A 14,912-nucleotide genomic window follows, 5' to 3' on the forward strand; every position below is an offset into this window, starting at 1 on the left:
TGTTTTATAACGGCAGAGGTGCGCGATGCTGCCGTCTCTGTTATAGACAGAAGTGGAAATAAAGTCGGTCAGCGGTAGGTTATCCCGCGTTAGCTAACATCTGTGCTTTAATGCATAGTTCGGCGGCTTTAAACGCATGCTCTTGCGTCATAGCCTGTTCAGTACGATGCAGACAGTCATTAATTAACTGGCCGAAAAACGGAAACCCCACGGTGCCAGAAACGCTGTAACGAAATTCGCCGTCATTATTGACCAGGTACACTACGTCCTGCTCATCGCGCGTCAGATCGGTGTATTTGCGGATTTCGATGTATCCTTCGGTGCCAAGTAACGTCATGCGTCCGTCACCCCACGTTGATAAGCCATCAGGTGTAAACCAGTCACAGCGAAAATAACCCGTTGCGCCGTTTTCGCCCGCCAGCATTGCCTCACCAAAATCTTCAAACTGCGGGTGGCGAGGATGACTGAAATTGCGGACCTGACTGGCGACCACCGTGGCATCGCGGTTGCCGGTGTAATAGAGGAACTGCTCTATCTGATGGCTGCCGATATCACACAGGATGCCGCCAAAATAACGACGCTGATAGAACCAGTCTGGTCGACCCGTGCCTTCCCGATGTGGACCCGTACCCAGTGTCTGTACGACCTGGCCAATTGCGCCTTGTTCAACCAGTTGCCCGGCGAATACCGCACTTTCCACGTGCAGACGCTCACTGTAATAAACCGCATATTTACGGCCGGTTTTAGCACATGTCGCTCTGGCATCTTCCAACTGTTCCAGGGTGGTAAGCGGGGCCTTGTCGGTAAAGTAGTCTTTATCCGCCTCCATCACTTTCAGCCCCAGCGCGCAGCGCTGTGACGGGATCGCCGCCGCTGCCACCAGTTGCACCTGCCGATCGGCCAGGATCGTATCGAGTGAATCGGCAATCTGTACGTGCGGAAACTGCTGGACGAATTTATCGACCTTGGCCGCATCCGCGTCATAAACCCACTTCAGGGTTGCACCGGCCTCGGTAAGGCCATTGCACATGGCATAAATATGTCCATGATCGAGCCCGGTGGCGGCAAAGATAAACTCGCCTGGATTGACTACGTGCTGCGGCTTGCCTTTCGGCGCGTAATTCATGCCATCCTTTTTATTCATGGTTGTTTCCTCACGCAAAATTTTTACCCAACGGGATGTCGTCGACATCAGCGAAGTTATCCACTGAAGCCTGCTTTTCGTAGAAATGGGGCGCACTGGCAATCAGTCCGCCGGTACAATAGAAGGCGTCATCTTCAGGAATAGGTAGCGAGACCGTACTTTTGGTGATGGCCGATTTATAGATGGCGGTAATTAATTCCAGCGACCGTTTACCCTGCTCGCCATCGATTAATGGCGCACACTGTTGCTCAATGGCGCAGAAAAAGTCATTCACCTGCCCGGCATGCAGCGTCCAGTTCAGAGGTGGCACATCGGCATATAAGCGCTCCAGCTCGCTTTCCAGAGCAATATTGTTATCTTTTTCCGGAAAGCCATTCTCAGCGGCCTGGTTAGCTACGGTTTTCCACGGCGCAGAGAGGCGCGCTTTTTCACCCTGAAGAATGATTTTTTGATCTTCTCCGTGATGCACAACCGAGGCCGTTAGCTGCGCAAGTGTTCCATTTGGAAAGCGGAAAATAGCGGCGCTGAGATCCTCGACTTCGGTATTGTCGTGGGCAACGTTGCCCATCATGGCAACCACTTCACTGGGGGCACCGAGCATCCACTGCATGGCATCGATATGGTGCACCGCATGATTAAGCGTGCAGCCGCCGCCTTCTTTCTCCCAGGTGCCACGCCACCAGAGGTCGTAATAAGAGTGGCCCCGCCACCATAATGAATCGACCTGTGCGTGACAGATTTTCCCTGCCAGCCCCGAATCAACAGCGGCTTTTAAGCGCCAGAAGGCATCGGTAAAACGGTTCTGTGCCACCACGGAAAGGACCTTTCCGCTGGCCTTTTGCGCCGCAATCATGGCATCGCACTCTTCGAGTGATGCCGCCATTGGCTTTTCGCATAACACATGTTTTCCTGCCTGCAGCGCCGCAATGGTGTTTTCTGCGTGCACATAGGGCGGGGTGCAGACATCAACGACATCAATATCTGCGCCTTCTGCCAGCATCTCATGATGATCGCTGTAAACGCGCACATCCTGCAGGCCATAACGCTGTAATTTATCGCGGGCTTTGTCAGGATAAACATCAACAACGGCGACAATTTTGCCGCGTTCAGGAAATTGCAAAAATGCCTGAATATGTAAATTGGCAATGTTGCCCATGCCCACTATTGCAATCTTTAGCATGCTTATTCTCCATTGGTTCGCTGGGTTGTGGTGCCTGCGGAAGACCATAAAAAAGCGCTGGAGAGGGGACAAACTGTTTTTGTGAGAATGTTCGCAGAGCGAGGCGGATGTTTATGAGCGGAATGTAAAATCACCGTATTATCAATCCACTATGACTGCAAAAAATTGCAAAAAATGATTGAGATGGGGATCACATTATGGCTGGCAAGCTCCGAATGGACGAAATTTCAGCAGAAACGGGCTATTCCGTCAGTACGGTCTCGCGTGTGCTGAGCGGTAAGTCTTACACCAGTGATAAGGCACGTGAGGCTATCGTCAGTTGTGCGCGTCGTCTTGGCGTATTGCATGAAATGGTAAGCAGCCGCCTGTTGATCAACAGCCTTATTGTGTTTGCCCCAGCGCGCACCTTTACGCCGCGTGGCGATCATTTTTATCTCGAAGTAACGCGCGGCATCGCAGAAGCCTGTGCAACGCACGACGTTCATATCAGCTACTATCCGCTTGAGGAACAGCGTGCCGATGTGAAGCTGTTTCTTGAAAAGGCGGGTGCAAAAAGTAACGACGCTATCATCATCATCGGGACTGACGACCAGGCGATTTTTAATCTGGCCGCGACACTCAATAAGCCCTGCGTGTTAATTAATTCCCGAGACAAAGACATGAAACTGGATGCGGTTTCACCCGATCACCATGCGATTGGTTTTGGGGCTATGCAGCATCTGTTTGAACAGGGCCATCGTCGCGTGCTGACTGTGACCTGTCTGAGTCGTGAGACGCTGTTTCTGCGCCTGGAAGGCATTAAAGATGCTTACCGCCATTTTCATATTCCGTTTAGTCCGCAGAAAGACCTGATTGTGATCGAAGCCTATTCCTCTGGTGAGACCGAGGACGCGCTTAATCGCTGGCTGGATAGTCATCCACGTGAAGCGTGGCCAGATGTTATCTTGCCGGTAGGTAAAGGCATTATCACCGGGGTACAAAATGTGTTGCGTGCCCGATCGTTGCGTATTCCCGAGGATATGTCGTTGATGACTACCGATCTGGCGAGCCGGTTAGCCGGGCCGCCAGACACATCCATCACTGGCTTTGCCGTGCCCTGTCGTGAACTGGGCTACGAGGCGATTCAGCTACTGCAGAACCGCCTGAATCGTCCCCAGGCACCGGTTTATAATCTGCTGTTGCAGGGAATCCTTATGGATGGAGGGACGGTCGCCAGAGCCACCCGTCATGCGGCGCGGGATGAGATTCGTGATGAAGAGGGTTGAAAGGGGATAAACACCATTAATTGTGCGGTCAGGTAACCGACGTGCTCACGCTGTATCATTGTTTTTAACGTTTTTTTCGATGAGTTTTTTAACGCTCAATCTTCCAGACTCAGGTCGGCAAACATCTCTTTGAAGCGGCGTTTTTTTCCTCAAGAGCTTTCATCTTTTCGATATCAGAGGCTTTCATATAGCCAAACTTCGCTTTTCAGTTGTAATACGAATCCTCAGTTATTTCCGCTTCGCGGCAGACATCCTTAACGGTACGTCCGGTTTCGACGGACTTCAGAACGGCAATGATCTGGTGTTCGGTGAGTCGGGCTTTACGTATGGCAATCAATTCCGAGTACATAACAGTATGTCGGAAGCACTCTGAAATAGAATGGATCGGTTTACAGGGGGAAGGTCAAGGCACAAGCACAAAACAAACCTACAAGCGGCAAGTCTAAGACACCGATATCCACTCAGATTCGCCTAAAAGTTACTATTAATTATTTTTATGCCCAGCACCCAAAAGAGTAACATATCATGCGTTTAGCATTTTTCACTTTTAGCAAGAGCCTGCTGCTTTAGTAGGACTCTGGCAGCTATGAGCGAGGATAAAAGATAATAATTGCGATGGCCCCAAAGTAATCACATCAGTATGTATGTATGTATGTATGTATGTATGTATGTATGTATGTATGTATGTATGTATGTATGTATGTATGTATGTATGTATGTATGTATGTATGTATGTATGTATGTTGAATTTAACCAAAAACATGCATAGCTTCCAACTGCTTTTTTTTCATTCCATTACAAGAGGATAAAAAATTATCTTTAAAATCTGGTGGGGGAGAGTGTAGTCGCTGTACTGCATCTTTATTTCCTTCTAACTCCCGTAACTGTGCAATTGTGCTTCTACGAATCGATGAGAGAAAAAAATCCCCAGCATTTTATTTATGGCTCTTTAAATAATTAGTTAGTATTTTAGACGATGCTTGAATTGCTTTTTCCTCAGAAAAACCCAAAGTAAAGTGAGAATTAATGACATTGTATTGGTATAGGCATACTGCTTCAGCCATTTGTTTAGCTTGCTCATTTGGGGAGGGCTGACTAGCCCACGATTGGGAAGTAATGAGTAATATAAGCAGTAACAATCGTTTTTTCATGTGTAGAATCCATAATATTTGTAATGCAATATTTAAACCTTTAAAACGTAGCTTTGACAACAACCACTAAAGTGCTTCCCTTAAATCAACTGAGACTGTCGATCTCCACGTTCGCTCTTGGCTCGTAACGGACATGAACACAGTGCAATTTAAGCTGATAGCAACCAGCTGGGTAACTTTTAAAGGGAGTTTCTGCGTTTCCATTCATTCACCACATCACCTAAATTTTGGGGGATATCACTTCTAATTTGCCTGGGAAAATGTTGTGGTGAAAAGTTTCAAACGCTACAAAGCTCATTAGCACGTAATTTCCATTCGTCAACCTGAGTGGGGTGGTCAAAAGAGTAATAAACGCAAGCATCCTCAGGCAGAATATTACGCAGTGCCTGCATGCAGTTGGCCTCACAGGGCCGCAATTCAATATAGGCAGCCGTGATTGGTATTACATCATCGGTGGAATAGCGCTCGATGCGGTTTATCGCGGCAACGAGAGCCGCCATTTCGCCATGCAGCCTGACCCAATTATGGGTATAGATTCCTGGTGGCATGCTTATCTGCATCCGACTGTTTCCGAACGCATAACGAATATTACCCCGTAGCCTGTACTGGACTACTGCACAGCAGGACTCAGGACCGAAACCAGGCTGTTTCACCAAATTCTTTTTGTCCTCCAGCGTGCGCCTGACAATCGGATACCCGGAACTGAGGGAGTATTCAGTTTTTATAAGTTGCATCAGAGTTTCCTTTACTTGAACATTCTTAATCAATCATATGGGGTTCCGGCGCAAACTTCCATAAGAACAGGGCACTTAGGGGCTGGAAAAATTAAGGTCCGCTTAATACGCTTCAGGGAATTTAATATTCATATTAGAGCCTTGCGTTTTCCTTACGGCTTCACCAGGCATATAACTGCCGTTCCGCAACTGTACGGACTCTCGTTCATATCTGTGGTTCAGTCTGTCAAGCCAGTGCTTTATGGTCTGGGTCAGTGAGTATTCAGTTCGTAAGGGAAAACCTAATGATGATTCACCGATCTGAGCAGGGGAATCTCAGCAGCCATCATGTCTCTGTCTGACGATCTATGTTTATCCGTTAAATGGTATTTGCGGCCTAAATATTCTTACCGGCGCAGGCCAGTCCGGTTCAATCTTAAGATTCGGTTTGAGCTGTGAGTTCAATGGGGGCGGTGCAACGCGATCCTTAATCAAAGGGGGACGTTGTGTAAACTTTTATCCAACATATCAGCCCATTCCTGCATCATCACTTTACGTTCATCAATATAGGCCGCATGGTTGTAAGTGCGGCGGACATTGTTGGTGTCAGCATGTGCAAGTTGGGCCTCGATAGCATCTGATCGATACCCCATCACGTTTAAACGAGTACTGCCTCTGGTTCTGGTAGCATGTGGGCTAAATACCACTCCAGCCAATGCTTTTAAGTAGCTGACGCAGGGAGTGCGATGTCATTGGACCTTGGTGCTGCCATGCCCGGTTAATCCCTGTTGTGTTCTTAGCATTTTACGACTTGAGAGGAAAGGGAGATATGAATCGCAGACACCTCAGAGTCATTTAAGATGACTTAAAGAGAGGTGCCCATGATCGGTAAGCGTTATCCCGAAGAGTTTAAAATTGAAGCAGTCAAACAGGTCGTCGATCGTGGTTATTCTGTTTCCAGCGTTGCAACACGTCTCGATATCATCACCTACAGACTTTACGCCTGGATAAAGAAGTACGTTCCGGACTCATCCACTAATAAAGAACCGTCAGATGCTCAGGCCGGGATCCGCCGTCTCCAGAAAAAGCTGGAGCGGGGTTGTCGCCGGCAACGGTAAGCGGCGGGTCTTTCTCATCCGCCATTATCGGAGCACCTGTGGTGATGCCTCTGATATCAATATTTTCTCTTTCGAAGCAGCCGAGCATTTTCTGAAATACATGAGCAGTTATCGTAACTATTCATGAAAGTCTCTTGTCCGCTCCTCGCTCATATCGAAGATTAGGATGACATCAGTCTGCTTTATGCCACGAGAGGACATTTAAACAGCAATGCCATCGTTGCATAATAAAAAAGATGACGAATAGTTTTTTTACGCAAGGTAAATGCTGATTCCACAGCCAAATAAAGGGAGTAAGCATGGGAAGGTTTCAGGGTAAACGTATATTGATCACGGGTGGGACAAGCGGCATGGGGCTGGCAGGCGCTCAGCGAATTGTCTCTGAAGGTGGGCATGTAGCTATTACGGGGCTTAATGAAGAAAGGCTGGAACGCGCACGCAGTATCCTTCCTGTGGCATCGCTTGTTCTGAAAAGCGATGCTGCAAGCGAAACTGACATAAATGTGCTGCAGGAAGCTATTGATGGCTGGAGTAAACTTGATGGATTATGGCTTAATGCTGGTTTCGCGGAACTAAGCTCTCCGGGATCTGTAACAGCAGATTCATTTAATCGCATGATGAACGCTAATGTGCGCGGCCCAATGCTACAGCTGGCAGCGCTCTCCAAATCACTTAATTCAGGCGCATCCGTTCTGGTGACGCATCCTCATCTGTATATGAAGGTGCGGCGATGACAAGCCTGTATGCATCGACGAAAGGCGCTGTTATCGCTATGGTCAAAAGCTGGGCTTCTGCTCTGGCTGAACGCGGTATACGCGCCAACACGTTGGTGCCAGGTCCGATTGAAACCAACTTCAGGCACTTTTTGCCAGAAGAGTCGCGTCAGCAGTTTGAAGATTTTGTGGTAAAACAGGTTCCTTTGGGCCGCTCAGGAACAGCAGCAGAGGCCGCTGCAGTTGCCCTTTTTCTCCTGTCCGATGACGCATCTTATGTTACCGGCAGCCAATATGCGGTAGACGGCGGCCTGGTACATTACTGATTGTTATCAGGGTTCATAAAAGCAACTGAAATTGGTCCAGTAACGTTCGCTTTTAGCTTGTTGGAAGTGACGAAGTACTTGTTCAAGTGCACGCCGCCAGCCTTAATCCACTTGAAAGGCGACCAAACCCAACATTCCCGCTCATCCTGGGAACTGATGTATCCGGAGTCGTTGCAGCGGCCGGCAATAACGTCTCTCTGTTCAGCCCAGGCGATGAGGTCTATTCAATGGTGCGCTTTCCGGAGGGGATAATGAATGGCAGCAGTGCCTATGCCGACTATGTGAGTATTCCCTCATCGGAACTGGCGTTAACACATCAGGCCTATCGCAGTGCCTCGCCGGCGCAGAAAATGGCGGCGGTGCTGATTGAGGACATTGATTTACAGCTCATCGACCTTCACCGGCGGGCCGCGCTGATGCGCAGTCACCTGAATTAAGATGTCGAAGTGGTTGTTTTCTGATCACTCCTTTTAATGTCGCTTATGCTGCCGCCGGTGGGCGTTTATCCACAGGGTTAGGTGCCGGATATGCACCCGGGCTGTGGACAACAGAGAACAAGGATGTTGCTGTGCGCCGCTTTATTCCGCCTCTCGCGGGAGAAGGCAGAAAACCCGGTCCGTGCGGTCTGCGGCCGTTGCCGTGCCTTCACTTTAGCCCGACCACTGCGTGATCAAGAGATCGCTTCGCTCGCCTCCTCCCCCGTTCGCACTCCCTCCACGGGGCTTACTCCCGTCGCGCTTCCGCTCAGTCTTCGCGTCATCGCGTGCATAATCACGGCTCCGCTCGATTGCGCTGCGGCCTCGTCGTCGCTCCTGATCACTCCGCTTTTCGTCGGGCTGTCATTCAGGCACGGCACAGGCCGTATCTGTCATCCCCTTAAGCGAGGCGTTTGTATGCAGGAAATGAATCAAGCCCGTTTCGTCGACGGGGACGCACGAATGCGCTTTTTACCCATGCTGTTTTCCAGCGACTTTTTGCGCTCAGAACTCAACGTTTATCACTAGGCAGAACGCTTTCTGGAAGGTTACAACGGCGGTTTCTGGGAGTTTGTGCAGTTACCCAATGGCGGAGGATTCATGCAGTCGCCTGGCGATGAGTACCGTTTCCGTAACCCTGAAAACTGGACGGATATGATCGTTTCAGCGGAGGTGGCGGGCATCATTCTGACTGCACTGGTGCTTAATCACCGTAGCTGGATGCACAGCCACCATGATCAGGAAGAACTCTGCGCCCACTTTTGTGAACGTTACGAGCAACTGATGGCGTATGCAGATACGCACACCGAGGACGGCGCGCTGTTCCGCGCACTGGACTGATTGATCAGGGGCGGTGAGACCGTCCCTTACAGGAGAAAAAAACATGCATGGCAACGTAAATGAAGTCTGCGCCTGGCTGCTGGAAAACTATATCCCTGGGTGCACCCTGACTGTTCTGGTGTGGACAATCGAAGATGTGGAAGTCTGCAGCGAAGAAATGGGCATTACCGAACAAGAGTCTGTCGAGGTGCTCAGACGCATCTCACTGGATGAAAACTACATTGAGCACGGTATCAACGGACAGACCGTATGGGAGCATCTCAGTAATATTCGGGCGATGATGCATCAGGTACGCGAAGTCAGCTTTGATGCACGAAGCCTTCAGACGCTGGCCGAAGCAGCAGGGCGTTTAGTCCAGACCGGAGGAGAAGACGACCCCAGTACGATTTTGCAGGCTGTTGCTCAGGCGAGAATGGCACTGAACAGATAAGAAGAAAAATGAAACTGTCACCGCAGAACCGCGGCATCCTTTGCCAGTACAAAGCCCTGATAAACGAGCGCAGCCGTTTCTGTGGTCAGAGAGAACTCAGGACGGAAGAGATCATAGATGAAATCTGCCATTACATGACCTGTCAGTGTGCCGTATATATTAGCGGCCACTTTATTTTGCAGAGCGGCAAAGGTTAATCAGTAACGTTCAGGCGGTTGCGGCCCGCCTGTCAGCCTGCCAAAACCTGCGCCTTCGGCGGCGGAACGGCAGGGCGCGCGCCTGACGGCGCGATCACCGCACCGCCTCTGATAACGGTATTCTTCCGTGGTGCTTTTACCGCCATTCATTCCAGTTTTTTTGTCGTGGTGCGTGACCGGAATAGCCGGTTATGCGGGCGTGCTGTCGGCTGTCATGCTCCGCACAGAGCCGTCTCGCCGTCTCTGCCCGGGCCCGTTCCGGGGCAGCGGGTTTCCATCTTGACGCAACACCTTTCGCTTGCAGCAGCCGTCCTGGCTGCGCCGCGCAGTCGCGCCGTTTGCGGCGCTCCACGCACCCCGCCAGTACACACGGCGGGATGTAAGGGGCAACGCCGTTTCCGGGGCGCCTGTGTTTACACTGATCGGCCAGTAAACGTTCCCGCGTAATATTGAATATTTTTGACAAATTGAAGTTAGAACTGTTAATTTTCATATTGCATACATCTGTGCTGTTTCGTGCGGTTTTGCTGTTTGTTGCGTTATTACGCATGCGTGATTATTGAATTGAGCGAGTCATCAGCAAACGTGGATAAATACCGCAATCATGCCCGGCTTTCGTGAAGCGTATTTCTGGCTCAGCATGTACGGTGAATGTCGCAAAAAACACGGAGGCGGGTAACCATTTCATATTTATCAATTTTCATGTGTTTGCGTAAAATACGACGTGCTGTGTCTGTGCATAAAAATACCTTCTCAGGCATCCCGTGCAAGATAAGTTGTTACAGACGCGCACTATGCGCTTTGAGCATGTTGCCAGTACCTGTATGAGGTTATTTAAATTCCACTTAAGACACATATTCAACAAGCCACTTTTAGAGTTTCTCTTTCATCACACCTCGCGCAAGATTTTATCTTGCATTTTTATTTATTTAAAACATTGGAGTACAGGAACTGGTCGAAATGGAAGTTCAGAACGAGGCGACACACTGTGAGATAAATTTCTCGTCAATGGTCAATGAGCTTCTCGGATTCGGTCTGATGGTAAAGAACCATCAGGGTGAGAGCAGTAAGTTTGACACTGAGGGGTTTAACCGTGACCTCATACGTAAAGTTTCAGGAACAAGGGAAGGAATAAGTATTTTAATGGCAATGGTCTAAGAAATCTACCTGAATATGCGCGGAGAAAAAAACGAAGAGGCGCTGGAGACAATTCTGGACAGAAATCTGTCAGAGGTTAATGATGCAAAAGACAAGGCGTCAACTAAACATTTCCTGCAAGAAGAGTGAATTAAAATTATCTTCACCGCCTATATCAGACGGTGTAATTTTCAGTAATCAGGTAAACCTTTTACAGGAAGGATGACTAAACATGTTGATCCTTTTTCAATAACTGATCTTATCCTGATATTGCCATGTAACGATTTAATATAGCTTTATGATGGTCAGGCCCAGTTCCAATCCCTGCAGTGTATCTTCCTTTACTCCCTGATTAAAAGGCCAGAAAAGTAAATCTAATTTCTTTATATCAAAACCCTGACTTGTATCGCTAACACGTATGAATAGAGTGTTGTTTAATAATTTTATATTTAAGTTAATAACGCCTTTGTTTATTTTTTTATTCGCATTATCAATGAGGTTGTGCACGATAGATATGAGATTTACTTATCGGAAATTATTTAACTTTCGCCATTGGTAACTCTTACCAATAACTTATTCCTATTTCCTTCGTTAAAATCACCCTTTCACCAATAGTGGGGGGATTTCAATCGTTCCTGAAGATACTTCTCCGGTATCAATGATTTTAAAAACAGCATCCAGCATTGCCGGTACATCCTGACGAATCATAGAAATATTATGCCCAAGCAGTGATACAAACGGATCCCAGTCAAAACAGCCCAATGGCGGTTGTTTTTTGTTAATCAGTCCACGCTGCGCCAGCCAACCTACCACGCCTTCGAGAGAGATAGTTGAATTAATAAAGATACCCGGCAGGTGAATTTCACTATTATCAAAAGCATCTTCCAGGGTCAGGGCAATGTTGCCGAGAGAATAGCCTCTTACCAGCAGGTTTTCTTCCGGCACGCAGAGTCCATGGGCTGCATGAGCATCAATAAACCCCCTGAGACGCTCAGCAGTATTATGATCTGTTTTACGCCCCCCAATAAAGTACAGGGGTGATGTTGTACCGTAACGGGCAGTACTCTGAGCCAGAATGGTTTCAGTTAATTTTTTTGCGCCAGTATAATTATCAGAGATAATCGACGGAGCCAGTGTCCCGGGTAAGTCGAGATTAATTACAGGCACTCCTGCCTGCTGACAAAGCCCTGTGATTTTGTCCGGAAAGGTCGCCCCGGTAGCCACAATCCAGTCCACCTGCCACGAAAGCATAACCCGGGCTGCTTCCAGCTCCAGTTCTGGATCCCTGCGAGTACAGGTAATAATCGGCAGCATATTGCGCTCTCGTGCCATTTCTTCAAAGCGCTCGGCTATCGAACCAAAGTAGCGGTTATCGTACCTGGGAACCAGCATACCAATAACGTTGGATTTTTGGCTACGAAGCAGGCTTGCCTGCCGATTCAGCGCATAGCCCTGCTCTTCGGCAATTTTTTTTACCCTGTCCGCCAGTGATTTACTGATCCGCCGTTTTTCCCAGCTCCCGTTCAAAATTGCGCTCACGGCACTAGCCGATACGCCGGTAAGTTTCGCCAGATCATAGATAGTCGTTTTCTTGATTTTTTCTGTTCGTGTCACAAATCCAACCCCATTTTTTTGAAGACTCTTGCCCACTTTTTTTTAAAGTGATACCACAGCTTCATCGGTTGAGCGAGTAAAAAACAGTACGCCCCCGGTTTTTGCACCCTTAATGGGCGTACAGAAACCTGATTTTTGACATATAAAAGGATTATAAAATGACCTCATCAAATTCATCCATTACTACTTCCCTTGAAGGTAAGGTGGCTGCCATTACCGGTGCAGCTTCCGGCATCGGTCTGGCCTGTGCAAAAACATTGCTGGCCGCAGGTGCAAAAGTTGTTCTCATCGATCGCGACGGCGAAAAGCTGAGCAAGCTGGTTACTGAACTGGGCGACAACGCATTTGCCCTGCAGGTTGATTTAATGAAACCGGAGCAGATTGACAATATGCTTTCCGACATTATTAACCTGACTGGGCGTCTGGATATTTTCCATGCCAATGCAGGGGCCTATGTTGGCGGACCCGTAGCGGAAGGCGATCCTGATGTCTGGGATCGGGTGCTCTGTCTGAACATTAATGCTGCTTTCCGTTGCGTCCGCGCAGTCCTGCCTGAAATGATCAAACAAAAATCTGGTGACATCATCTTTACCAGTTCTATTGCCGGCGTTGTTCCTGTTATCTGGGAACCTATTTATGCCGCATCTAAATTTGCCGTGCAGGCGTTTGTGCACACCACGCGTCGTCAGGTTGCACAGTACGGCGTTCGTGTCGGGGCGGTGCTGCCGGGTCCTGTGGTAACGGCTCTGCTTGATGACTGGCCGAAAGCCAAAATGGACGAAGCACTAGCTAATGGCAGCCTGATGCAACCAACTGAAGTTGCAGAATCCGTATTGTTTATGGTGACACGCTCTAAAGGAGTCACCGTACGCGATTTAGTCATTCTGCCAAACAGTGTCGACCTCTGAGCCAGGCATAGCCGGCAAACAGCAACAATTTTTTCAGGTGAAGAAAGTATGAATAACGAGAATAAAGCGGTTATTGGCATCGATGTCGGTTCAGGTAGCGTTCGTGCAGGCATCTTCGATTTGGAGGGCAGGCTACTGACGCATGCTGTTCAGAAAATTAATGTCTTTCGCCGTTCAGGCAACCGCGTGGAGCAGTCCAGCACAGAAATCTGGCAGGCGATTTGCCATTGCGTCAGACAATCCCTTGAAACGACCGGAATACGCGCTGAAAACGTGGCAGGACTGGGTTTTGATGCGACCTGCTCTCTGGTTGTGGTCGGTGAAAATGGCCGCCCACTCGCCACCAGTGCTGACGGTAATGCCGATCAAAATGTCATCGTATGGATGGATCACCGGGCGACCCGGCAGGCAGAAAGAATCAATGCCACCCAACATTCTGTACTGAAATATGTGGGGGGGAAAATTTCACCGGAGATGGAAACACCCAAAATTCTCTGGCTGAAAGAAAATCGCCGCGAGGTTTACGATAACGCCTGGCAATTTTTCGACCTGGCAGACTATCTGACCTGGCGCGCTACAGGCGATCTGACGCGCTCCATTTGTACCGTCACCTGCAAATGGACATGGCTTGCCCATGAAAACCGATGGGACCCTGACTACTTCCGTACGATTGGACTGGGCGATTTGGCTGATGAAGATTTCAGGCGTATCGGCCAAAAAATGTCCGCGCCAGGTATGCCTTGTGGTGATGGTCTGACTGAAGACGCGGCCCGTGAAATGGGACTGTTGGTCGGTACTCCGGTTGCCATTGGCATGATTGATGCGCATGCGGGAGGGATCGGGACGGTCGGCGTTGCTGGCGGGGCATTAAGCAATCTGGCCTATGTCTTCGGTACCTCTTCCTGCACCATGACCAGCACCCGGGAGGCGGTTGCCGTACCAGGCGTGTGGGGGCCTTACTACTCTGCAATGGTTCCCGGTTACTGGCTGAATGAAGGTGGTCAAAGCTCTGCGGGGGCAGCAATAGATCAACTAGTGGCGATGCACCCTATAGGGGCTAAAGCAACGGAAATGGCCGCGAAAGCAGGCATATCATTACCGGTATTTCTCGCCAATCTGGCGCAGGAGAAATCTGTGACGACTTCTGCTGCCGTTGAGCTGGCTGAAGGCATTTATGTTGTGCCTGAATTTCTGGGAAATCGCGCGCCGTTCGCCGACCCACATGCCCGCGCCATCATTGCCGGACTGGGGATGGAACGCGATCTGGATAGTCTGGTTGCGCTTTATGTCGCCGGCCTTTGTGGTATCGGCTATGGCCTGCGCCAGATCGTCGATACACAAGAAGCACAGGGCATAAAAACGGACAGCATCGTCATTAGCGGCGGGGCTGGACGTCATCCACTGGTGCGTCAGATTCTGGCAGATGCATGCGAATTACCGGTCATCTCAACCACGTGCAGCGAACCCGTTCTGCTTGGTTCTGCAATTCTGGGGGCCGTGGCAGCAAATATTGCACCATCCGTCGTAAGTGCGATGAAACAATTTACTCATAAAGATCAGTCTTATTTGGTAAGCGAAACGTACCGCGCAACCCATCAGCGTCGCTATGAAAAGTACCAGCGCTTACAGCAAACGGCCAGAATGCTTCAGACGTCATAATCAGTAATGACATCCTTATAACATCAGGGGCCGGAATAAAC

13 protein-coding genes and 4 pseudogenes are annotated in these 14,912 nt (G+C 49.2%); 9 read left to right on the top strand and 8 right to left on the bottom strand.

Translation table 11 applies throughout. From position 1 onward, the window contains the following. Positions 1 to 79: 79 nt before the first annotated feature. Positions 80 to 1,144 (bottom strand): Gfo/Idh/MocA family protein, encoded by a 1,065-nt coding sequence (locus tag A6A26_RS13925; protein ID WP_063879283.1) that lies wholly within the window; start codon positions 1,142 to 1,144, stop codon positions 80 to 82. Positions 1,145 to 1,154: 10 nt separating this feature from the next. Further along, positions 1,155 to 2,324: a Gfo/Idh/MocA family protein gene (locus A6A26_RS13930; RefSeq protein WP_063879284.1), complete on the bottom strand. Its 1,170-nt coding sequence runs from the start codon at positions 2,322 to 2,324 to the stop codon at positions 1,155 to 1,157. Between the two features lie 197 nt (positions 2,325 to 2,521). Here A6A26_RS13930 and A6A26_RS13935 point away from each other — a divergent pair, with 197 nt between their 5' ends. Next, a complete protein-coding gene (locus A6A26_RS13935) occupies positions 2,522 to 3,589 on the top strand; it encodes a LacI family DNA-binding transcriptional regulator (protein WP_063879285.1) in 1,068 nt (355 codons plus the stop codon). Positions 3,590 to 3,618: 29 nt separating this feature from the next. Here the strand turns inward: A6A26_RS13935 and A6A26_RS26010 are convergent. The 4 genes and pseudogenes from A6A26_RS26010 to A6A26_RS24830 form a co-directional block, all read right to left on the bottom strand. Next, positions 3,619 to 3,917 (bottom strand): annotated as a pseudogene (locus A6A26_RS26010) (transposase); the annotation flags it as partial. 607 nt (positions 3,918 to 4,524) lie between these two features. Beyond that, the gene (locus tag A6A26_RS26015) at positions 4,525 to 4,740 is read right to left on the bottom strand and encodes a hypothetical protein (protein ID WP_244181405.1); all 216 of its coding nucleotides are present in this window, start codon (positions 4,738 to 4,740) and stop codon (positions 4,525 to 4,527) included. A 278-nt stretch (positions 4,741 to 5,018) separates the two neighbouring features. Continuing rightward, positions 5,019 to 5,474, bottom strand: coding sequence for a hypothetical protein (locus A6A26_RS13940; protein ID WP_063879286.1), 456 nt, complete (start codon positions 5,472 to 5,474; stop codon positions 5,019 to 5,021). 470 nt (positions 5,475 to 5,944) lie between these two features. Continuing rightward, the gene (locus A6A26_RS24830) at positions 5,945 to 6,169 is read right to left on the bottom strand and encodes a hypothetical protein (protein ID WP_371559308.1); all 225 of its coding nucleotides are present in this window, start codon (positions 6,167 to 6,169) and stop codon (positions 5,945 to 5,947) included. A 165-nt stretch (positions 6,170 to 6,334) separates the two neighbouring features. Between A6A26_RS24830 and A6A26_RS13945 the strand changes: the two are divergent. The 6 genes and pseudogenes from A6A26_RS13945 to A6A26_RS26025 all read left to right on the top strand — a co-directional run. After that, positions 6,335 to 6,550 (top strand): annotated as a pseudogene (locus tag A6A26_RS13945) (transposase); the annotation flags it as partial. A gap of 320 nt (positions 6,551 to 6,870) precedes the next feature. Next, a pseudogene (locus A6A26_RS13950) lies at positions 6,871 to 7,610 on the top strand (SDR family oxidoreductase). Between the two features lie 59 nt (positions 7,611 to 7,669). Beyond that, positions 7,670 to 7,921: pseudogene (locus A6A26_RS24835) on the top strand (alcohol dehydrogenase catalytic domain-containing protein); the annotation flags it as partial. A gap of 705 nt (positions 7,922 to 8,626) precedes the next feature. Then, on the top strand, positions 8,627 to 8,926 hold the full coding sequence (locus tag A6A26_RS26020; protein ID WP_256393084.1) for an antirestriction protein: 300 nt from the start codon (positions 8,627 to 8,629) through the stop codon (positions 8,924 to 8,926). Positions 8,927 to 8,969: 43 nt separating this feature from the next. Beyond that, positions 8,970 to 9,356 (top strand): DUF1380 family protein, encoded by a 387-nt coding sequence (locus A6A26_RS13965; RefSeq protein WP_063879289.1) that lies wholly within the window; start codon positions 8,970 to 8,972, stop codon positions 9,354 to 9,356. 8 nt (positions 9,357 to 9,364) lie between these two features. Beyond that, a complete protein-coding gene (locus tag A6A26_RS26025; RefSeq protein WP_074181010.1) occupies positions 9,365 to 9,553 on the top strand; it encodes a hypothetical protein in 189 nt (62 codons plus the stop codon). Between the two features lie 1,422 nt (positions 9,554 to 10,975). Here A6A26_RS26025 and A6A26_RS26300 read toward each other — a convergent pair. Together A6A26_RS26300 and A6A26_RS13980 are read right to left on the bottom strand one after the other, a co-directional pair. Then, on the bottom strand, positions 10,976 to 11,197 hold the full coding sequence (locus tag A6A26_RS26300) for an ATP-binding protein (RefSeq protein ID WP_158086989.1): 222 nt from the start codon (positions 11,195 to 11,197) through the stop codon (positions 10,976 to 10,978). Between the two features lie 90 nt (positions 11,198 to 11,287). Next, on the bottom strand, positions 11,288 to 12,304 hold the full coding sequence (locus tag A6A26_RS13980) for a LacI family DNA-binding transcriptional regulator (protein WP_063879290.1): 1,017 nt from the start codon (positions 12,302 to 12,304) through the stop codon (positions 11,288 to 11,290). Positions 12,305 to 12,462: 158 nt separating this feature from the next. Here A6A26_RS13980 and A6A26_RS13985 point away from each other — a divergent pair, with 158 nt between their 5' ends. Both A6A26_RS13985 and A6A26_RS13990 read left to right on the top strand, forming a co-directional pair. Beyond that, the gene (locus A6A26_RS13985; RefSeq protein ID WP_063879291.1) at positions 12,463 to 13,212 is read left to right on the top strand and encodes an SDR family oxidoreductase; all 750 of its coding nucleotides are present in this window, start codon (positions 12,463 to 12,465) and stop codon (positions 13,210 to 13,212) included. Between the two features lie 48 nt (positions 13,213 to 13,260). After that, complete coding sequence (locus tag A6A26_RS13990; protein WP_063879292.1) at positions 13,261 to 14,871, top strand: FGGY-family carbohydrate kinase; 1,611 nt, start codon at positions 13,261 to 13,263, stop codon at positions 14,869 to 14,871. The last annotated feature ends 41 nt before the right edge of the window (positions 14,872 to 14,912 follow it).

The sequence above is a fragment of the Pantoea sp. OXWO6B1 genome, from assembly GCF_001641135.1.
GTDB lineage: Bacteria > Pseudomonadota > Gammaproteobacteria > Enterobacterales > Enterobacteriaceae > Pantoea > Pantoea allii.

Coding starts and splice junctions, on each gene's coding strand:
- A6A26_RS13925 (WP_063879283.1), bottom strand. CDS start 1,144: ATGAATAAAAAGGATGGCATGAATTACGCGCCGAAAGGCAAGCCGCAG.
- A6A26_RS26015 (WP_244181405.1), bottom strand. CDS start 4,740: ATGAAAAAACGATTGTTACTGCTTATATTACTCATTACTTCCCAATCG.
- A6A26_RS13935 (WP_063879285.1), top strand. CDS start 2,522: ATGGCTGGCAAGCTCCGAATGGACGAAATTTCAGCAGAAACGGGCTAT.
- A6A26_RS26025 (WP_074181010.1), top strand. CDS start 9,365: ATGAAACTGTCACCGCAGAACCGCGGCATCCTTTGCCAGTACAAAGCC.
- A6A26_RS13990 (WP_063879292.1), top strand. CDS start 13,261: ATGAATAACGAGAATAAAGCGGTTATTGGCATCGATGTCGGTTCAGGT.
- A6A26_RS13940 (WP_063879286.1), bottom strand. CDS start 5,474: ATGCAACTTATAAAAACTGAATACTCCCTCAGTTCCGGGTATCCGATT.
- A6A26_RS13965 (WP_063879289.1), top strand. CDS start 8,970: ATGCATGGCAACGTAAATGAAGTCTGCGCCTGGCTGCTGGAAAACTAT.
- A6A26_RS13930 (WP_063879284.1), bottom strand. CDS start 2,324: ATGCTAAAGATTGCAATAGTGGGCATGGGCAACATTGCCAATTTACAT.
- A6A26_RS13985 (WP_063879291.1), top strand. CDS start 12,463: ATGACCTCATCAAATTCATCCATTACTACTTCCCTTGAAGGTAAGGTG.